This window comes from uncultured Romboutsia sp., assembly GCF_958366745.1.
GTDB classification, from domain to species: domain Bacteria; phylum Bacillota; class Clostridia; order Peptostreptococcales; family Peptostreptococcaceae; genus Romboutsia; species Romboutsia timonensis.
Window position 1 is genome coordinate 1 of sequence record NZ_CATXCO010000132.1, and the last position, 6,670, is coordinate 6,670.

6 protein-coding genes and 1 pseudogene are annotated in these 6,670 nt (G+C 26.0%); 1 reads left to right on the top strand and 6 read right to left on the bottom strand.

From position 1 onward, the window contains the following. On the top strand, nucleotides 1–532 hold a 532-nt coding region (locus Q5F54_RS09125), incomplete at its 5' end, for an IclR family transcriptional regulator (protein ID WP_302334282.1). A gap of 140 nt (nucleotides 533–672) precedes the next feature. On the opposite strand, the gene bsh is transcribed toward Q5F54_RS09125, so the two are convergent. The 6 genes and pseudogenes from bsh to Q5F54_RS09155 all read right to left on the bottom strand — a co-directional run. After that, nucleotides 673–1,662, bottom strand: coding sequence for a choloylglycine hydrolase (gene bsh, locus Q5F54_RS09130; RefSeq protein WP_071120790.1), 990 nt, complete (start codon nucleotides 1,660–1,662; stop codon nucleotides 673–675). 155 nt (nucleotides 1,663–1,817) lie between these two features. Beyond that, nucleotides 1,818–2,126 carry a hypothetical protein gene (locus tag Q5F54_RS09135; protein WP_071120791.1) on the bottom strand — a complete coding sequence of 103 codons (309 nt, stop codon included), beginning with the start codon at nucleotides 2,124–2,126 and terminating at the stop codon, nucleotides 1,818–1,820. Between the two features lie 195 nt (nucleotides 2,127–2,321). After that, complete coding sequence (locus Q5F54_RS09140) at nucleotides 2,322–3,230, bottom strand: metallophosphoesterase (protein WP_281539066.1); 909 nt, start codon at nucleotides 3,228–3,230, stop codon at nucleotides 2,322–2,324. 329 nt (nucleotides 3,231–3,559) lie between these two features. After that, on the bottom strand, nucleotides 3,560–5,254 hold the full coding sequence (locus Q5F54_RS09145; protein ID WP_302334283.1) for an iron ABC transporter permease: 1,695 nt from the start codon (nucleotides 5,252–5,254) through the stop codon (nucleotides 3,560–3,562). Nucleotide 5,255: 1 nt separating this feature from the next. After that, nucleotides 5,256–6,248 carry an ABC transporter ATP-binding protein gene (locus tag Q5F54_RS09150; RefSeq protein ID WP_302334284.1) on the bottom strand — a complete coding sequence of 331 codons (993 nt, stop codon included), beginning with the start codon at nucleotides 6,246–6,248 and terminating at the stop codon, nucleotides 5,256–5,258. Nucleotides 6,249–6,273: 25 nt separating this feature from the next. Further along, a pseudogene (locus tag Q5F54_RS09155) lies at nucleotides 6,274–6,670 on the bottom strand (hypothetical protein); the annotation flags it as partial.

Below are 6,670 nucleotides of genomic sequence, written 5' to 3' on the forward strand. Positions count from 1 at the left end.
TATGTTTAAGGTTTCAAGACCTATAATAAGAAAATTTGCAGATAAAGTTGATGCCACAGTTCATTTGGCTACTTTAGATGAGAAACGTTCTAATATAGTTTACATTGATAGAATAGAGCCAATGAATTCTCAAAAACCATTTGTAATGTCATCAAGGGTTGGAAAAAAAGCACCTTGCTATTGTACTGCTGCTGGAAAGATATTACTTTCTCAATATAGCGATGATGAAATTCGAGATATAATGAAGGGCGAAGAATATAAAACTTATACAGATAAAACTATAAAAAATATTGATGAATTTTTAGAAGAAATACATAAAGTAAGAAAGCAAGGATATGCACTTGATGAAAATGAGTATGACCACGGAATAATCTGTATATCTATTCCTATTTATAACTCAAACGGTAAAATTGATTTTACTATGAGTGTCACAGACTTAATTCTATATACTAAGGCTGAAGAACTTATTAACTTAAAAGATCAACTTGATGAAGTTTCTAGAAAAGTAAGCAATGCTATAAACTATATTTAGAAATTAAAAATAGACCTTTAAGGTCTATTTTTAATACTTTATAAACTCTTTATATTCATTTTAAAATTATTTAAAAAATTTACCTTATTTACCTTAACAAAAATACCTTAAGAGAAATATTTTAAATTAGTTTTTATATTTTAATTTTGATAATTTATATCTTGAGTTTCTAAATATGGGAATACTTTTATTTCTGTTGCATCTAAATCTTCTTTATGCATATCAATAGCATTTATTCTATTATTATTATAGTTTCTGTAATAATAAATACCTTTTTCTTGATCCATACATGAAGAATATCTAGTTAAGTCTTCCATCCCATCTCTTGTTATAACTCCACCTTTTACCATTTTTACATAATCAAGCATATGGAAAAATTGAGTAACAGCAGTTGTGTCATTTTCTATAGATGGCATATGAGCTCTAATATATGCTATTCTTACAAATCTTGAAACAGATTCAAAATCTCCAGGAATTCCTAATGTACCTGCACCCACTCCTAAAGGTGTTAATTCTTGATTACTCCATTTAACATCTTTTGGATGATTTGGAGTTATATACATGTATTCGTTTAAATTTGTTATATGCCAATCAAAGGTTGGATTATTAGTCATTACTCCAACAGTGTTATCATGAACTGCAAACTTTTCTTTAGTTTTTTCAACAACTATTGATTTACCAGTTTTATCAACAATCATCCAATGAAGTGTTGGTAGTGGTGTTTTTTCATTTATAGGTACTTTTACTAGTTCTAAATCCTTTATAGCATCTTTAACTTCATCTACTGTTTCATGATTAGCTAACACCCAATGTATAAAGTCATAAGGTGCAATATTTTTTTTGCCTGGTACTATTTCTTCTTCTACATAAGAATATCCATCAAAGTTTAACCCTGCACAGGCTAGTCCTTTTTCATTCATAGCATCAGCTATTGCTGGATGATTATCAATTATTGCACCTATTCCAATAATAGCATATTTAGTTTTTACCATATCTTTAGTTACTTTATCTTTAAATTGATGATTTCTTGGAATAATTAACACTGATTGATTGAAATCATAAGCTAAATCCATATTTCTCCCAAAAAAATTATGTCCTTCATTTGATTTTATGCTTAATGATGTACACATATTTTCACCTCATATTTATATTTATACTTGTTATTTATTATCTATATTTTTTATTTAAATATTCATATCTAAATTCAATTAATCATTTCTTTGTGCTAGTTAAAATTAATAAAGACCACTTACTCTTAATAAAAGTAAGTGGTCTTTATTAAAATTTAAAAATATTCATTTTCAATTCCTTCTTTATATTTTTTCTCTCTATAATCCTTGTTATAAGCAGTGTCTTTAAACTCATCTACTTTTTCAATATCAAAGAATATTTCTCTATATTTTTTTCCATCTGTAATAGATACTATCCAACAACGTGTTACTTCATGTGAATCTGATAGTTCTACACAATAAGCTTTAAGCTCATCTTTTATATTGCTCATATATTCACATACTCTTGGTATATAGTATTTAAAATTATGTTTATCTAAAAAATTTATTGCCTCTTCTCTTGTATCGAAATTATATTCTTTCATATATTTCTCCTTCTAAAATTATATATTTTTTTATTTATATATTTATTATGGCTTATTTTCTAAAATATTTTCACGGTTAATCATATTAAAATTATTAGTTAAGTTATTGAATTTATATATGTGAGAATTTATAAATAAAAACCATATTGACTATCTAATCAATATGGTTTTCATTTATTTAATGATATATGCTATTTATGCAAAACATATTGTTTCAAAGTAATCTTCTAATTTTACTGGACCATTTAAAACTTCTTTTCCTACATACATACTATTATCTTCTTTTGTCATAATACTCCATTTAACTAAACTAATACAACCACATTCAATCTCTATAGCTGTAATAGCTGCTGGATGTATACAACTACCTGAGTTGAAATACATTGCTTCATCTAAGTTAGCAAAACTAGGTCTATGAGTATGGCCTGTAATTAACATTACGTTGTTTTCTTTTGACCATGTAGTAAGTTTTTGTTCTATTTTATTTTTCTTTTTATAATTTTTAGCTGCTCTTGTAGGATCATTAAATCCCCATATCTCTAGTGGTCTCCATATATATCTAACTAAAAATCTACCTACTTTCCATAGTCTATCATTAATCAAATCTCCTTGATGCCCATGTACAAGAAATATTCGTTGTTGACTATTATATTCATTTTCTAGGATTATCCCTTCATAGGCTTTTATACAATTAAATAATGGAACATTTTTTTTTCTTGTTCCACAATAGTATCCATTATAATGGCACTCTAAAAATTTTTTATTTCTTTTTTGCATATCATGATTTCCATAAATCATATACATTCTATTTGATTTATAAAATTTAGATAGTAACTCAAATACATTACTGTGTACCTCAATAATTTGTTCCATACATCTATTTTCCCAAAGTTCATCTCCATCACCTAGTTCTATATAAGTAAATCCTTTTTTATAATAATCGTTAAGTGCTGCAAAAAATATATTTCGATTTTTCAGAAAATTATCTCCAGAGTTTCCACTACCTCTATGACAATCACTCATTATAACGAATTTTGAAGAATAGTCATAGGGGATAACTTTTGAATTTTCATAGACGTTAGATAATCGTCTATAAGTGTTCATTACTGCTCATCTCCATTTATATAAAATAAATTTAATTTATAATATTTTTGTAGTTTTTATTAATAAACTATATAAAAGATGTTGTTAATTTATTATAAATATAATACATTTGTTTTCCTTGTAGTCAACATCTTTATAAAATATATTTCATATTATTATATTTATATATATCATTTTTTGTTACATTTTTAATTTTTAAGTTGTAAAATATTCATGTGTAGAATAAAACAGTGAAAATTGTAAATCATATTTGTTTTTATTAGTATATTTTTTGCAAATTTTAAAAGTGGGCATAATTATTAACAATCATGACCACTCTTATCTAATATTTATATAAATCTTTTTTTGTCTAATTTAAAAATTATTCCTAGTGCTACATAACATATAGCTATTACTAATACACCGTAAGCCATAGATATTCCTATATTAAATTCTTGCATATTAGTTATAATAGAAATTGAAATAGGTCTATTATAAACACCATAAAGTAATGCTGACATTGTATACTCTCCAATTGTACGAATAAATACCAGTATAGCTCCAGAAATTATTCCTGGCATCATATCTGGAATTATTACATTATAAAATGTTTTTAACTTTCCAGCACCTAAACTCCTTGATGATTCTTCTAAACCTAAATTTATTGATTTCATAGCTACCTCATTAGATGAAAATAATAGAGGTAGTGCATAAATTGTATATGCTATAGGTAAAATATAAAATCCACCTATTAATGATTTATTAAATGCAAATATACTTTTTTGATTAAATGTATTAATAAGATTTACTGCAATTGCACTTGCTGGCATACTCCAAGGTAGCATTATAATAAATTTAGCTAATCTATTATGTATATTATGGTTTTTAGTTACCACGTATGCTACTGGTACTGTAATTATTAATCCTGCTATAACTGCCATTAAAGACATTTTCAAACTATTTAATATAGGCTTAAGTACACGTGATTTTTCAAAAATCATCTGATAGTTTTCAATTGTAAACTCTCTAGGAAATATATCTGTCATAATTGAATGAGTAGTTACAAATGATAAATATACAATAGTTATTATAGGAAGTATAATCATAATAATTTGTATACCAATAATAATCTTACATACAAATGTAAATAGGGTATTTTTTCTGTTGTTAACTTTAAAACTCTGAGCTTTTAAAGATGCCACTACTCCATATTTTTTACCATAATACTGTAATAACATCATAAATGAAATACCCATTAATAGTAAAATAATTACCTGTACAGATGCTATGTCCATATAATTATTGGCTTTAGATCTAACAATTTGAGTACTTAATACTTTAAATCCTCCACCTATAAGGTTTGGTGCTGAGAAAGAACTAATTCCTGATGCAAATGTTACAATTGTTGATGTTATAACAGCAGGTGTTATAACAGGCCATATTACATCAAAGAAAACTCTTATTTTAGATGCTCCCATCCCTCTTGCTGCTTCAACTGTTGAGTAATCAACATACTTAAGTGCAACATATACATTTAAATAAAAATATACATACTGAGTATATGCAACTACAAATAAAATTCCTTTTAATCCACTAAAGCTATAAGGTATTTTTATAAATGGAAATAGCATTTCTATAGCTTTTGTAACTATTCCAGTTTCTCCATATAATTGAATACATGCAATTACTAAAATTACTCCTGGAATCATCATTGGACTCAATAATAAAATATGTATTAATTTTTTATACTTATCACAAATAAAAGTCATATATAAAGCAAGTGCTATTCCCATAACTGAACATACAATAATAGAGCCTAATCCTAAGATAAAAGTATTACTAACTACCCTTATATTATTGCTATTTGAAATATATTCTTTGAAAACATCAAAAGAATATGCACCTTCACTTTGGAAAGCTTGTATAAATGTATTACATATTGGTAAAACAATATATCCTATTAATAACCAAAATAATATACTGTATAAAATAAAAGAAAGTATGTTTTTAATTGTACATTTATAGTTTTTTATTCTTTCTATCATACTACTCACCTTGTAATACTCCTAAGTATCCCATATCCCCTATTTTAAATTTATCACTATTGTTAAGTCTATTAAGTTCAGTTACTTCATATTTTTTACCATTATTACATACTGTGTATTCTATAATTGGGCCTAAGAATTTTTTATTTTCTATTTTTACTTTTATAAATCCACTTTCATTAGTATTCTGTAATAATACCATTTCCTCAGGACGTTTATAAATATAAGGTTTTTCTTCTTTTTCAAGTCCAAAGTTAGCATAGTCCTTTTTTTCAATACAATTAGATGTACCTACAAAATTTGCTACAAAATCATTTACTGGATTTTTATAAACTTCCATTGGAGTTCCAATTTGAAGTACTCTACCTTTATCCATAACTGCTATTTTATCAGAAATAGCTAATGCCTCTTGTTGGTCATGAGTTATAAATAAAGTTGTGATACCTATTTTTTGTTGTATCTCTCTAATTTCTTCTCTCATCTTTACTCTTAAAGCTACATCAAGGTTAGACATTGGTTCATCTAATAAAAGCATTGTAGGTTCTATAACTAGTGCCCTAGCTATTGCTACCCTTTGTTGTTGTCCACCAGATAACTCATCTATTCTTTTCTTTCTATAATCTTTCATTCCAGCTAATTCTAAGTATTTATCACATTTTTGTGCTATTACTTTTTTAGGTAGCTTTTTTATCTTTAGTCCATAAGCTACATTTTCTTCTACAGTCATATTAGGAAATAGTGCATAATTTTGAAATACTGTTCCCATATTTCTATACTCTGGTTCTAAATTTGTAATATCTTTATCATCAACATATATACTTCCAGATAAAGGTTTAATAAATCCACCTATTATTCTTAAAATAGTTGTTTTCCCACAACCAGAAGGACCTAGTAAAGTAAAAAACTCACCTTCTTTAATTGAAATATTAATGTCATGTAATACTTGTTCTTTCCCATAATAATGATTAATTTCTTTTAACTCTATATTTTTCATTTTGTATTCCTCTTAATTTAACTAATTATTTATAAATATCTAAATATACACATGATGAATCATCATGTACTTTAAATCTAGGATATTCAACTCCATTATCATCTGATTTTTCAAATTCTCTAACTTTTTTATAAATATAGTCTATACCTTCTGTATTAGCTAAGTTTATTATTTCTTCCTTACTAAATATACCATATCTGTCATATACACACGAGAAACCATCACTTGTCATCATAATTTTGGTATTATCCTTTATATCAATAAATCCACTTACACAATTATCAATAGCTTCTTTAGAAAATTCTAATGACCAGTATCCTCCTATAGTATTTTTCTTAAGTCTATTTTCTATTATAATGTGCATTACATTGGCTTTTCTCTCGTTAAAAGTCATATTTTTAGAGTTTTCTAGTTTGGCCATA

Coding starts and splice junctions, on each gene's coding strand:
- bsh (WP_071120790.1), bottom strand. CDS start 1,662: ATGTGTACATCATTAAGCATAAAATCAAATGAAGGACATAATTTTTTT.
- Q5F54_RS09135 (WP_071120791.1), bottom strand. CDS start 2,126: ATGAAAGAATATAATTTCGATACAAGAGAAGAGGCAATAAATTTTTTA.
- Q5F54_RS09140 (WP_281539066.1), bottom strand. CDS start 3,230: ATGAACACTTATAGACGATTATCTAACGTCTATGAAAATTCAAAAGTT.
- Q5F54_RS09145 (WP_302334283.1), bottom strand. CDS start 5,254: ATGATAGAAAGAATAAAAAACTATAAATGTACAATTAAAAACATACTT.
- Q5F54_RS09150 (WP_302334284.1), bottom strand. CDS start 6,248: ATGAAAAATATAGAGTTAAAAGAAATTAATCATTATTATGGGAAAGAA.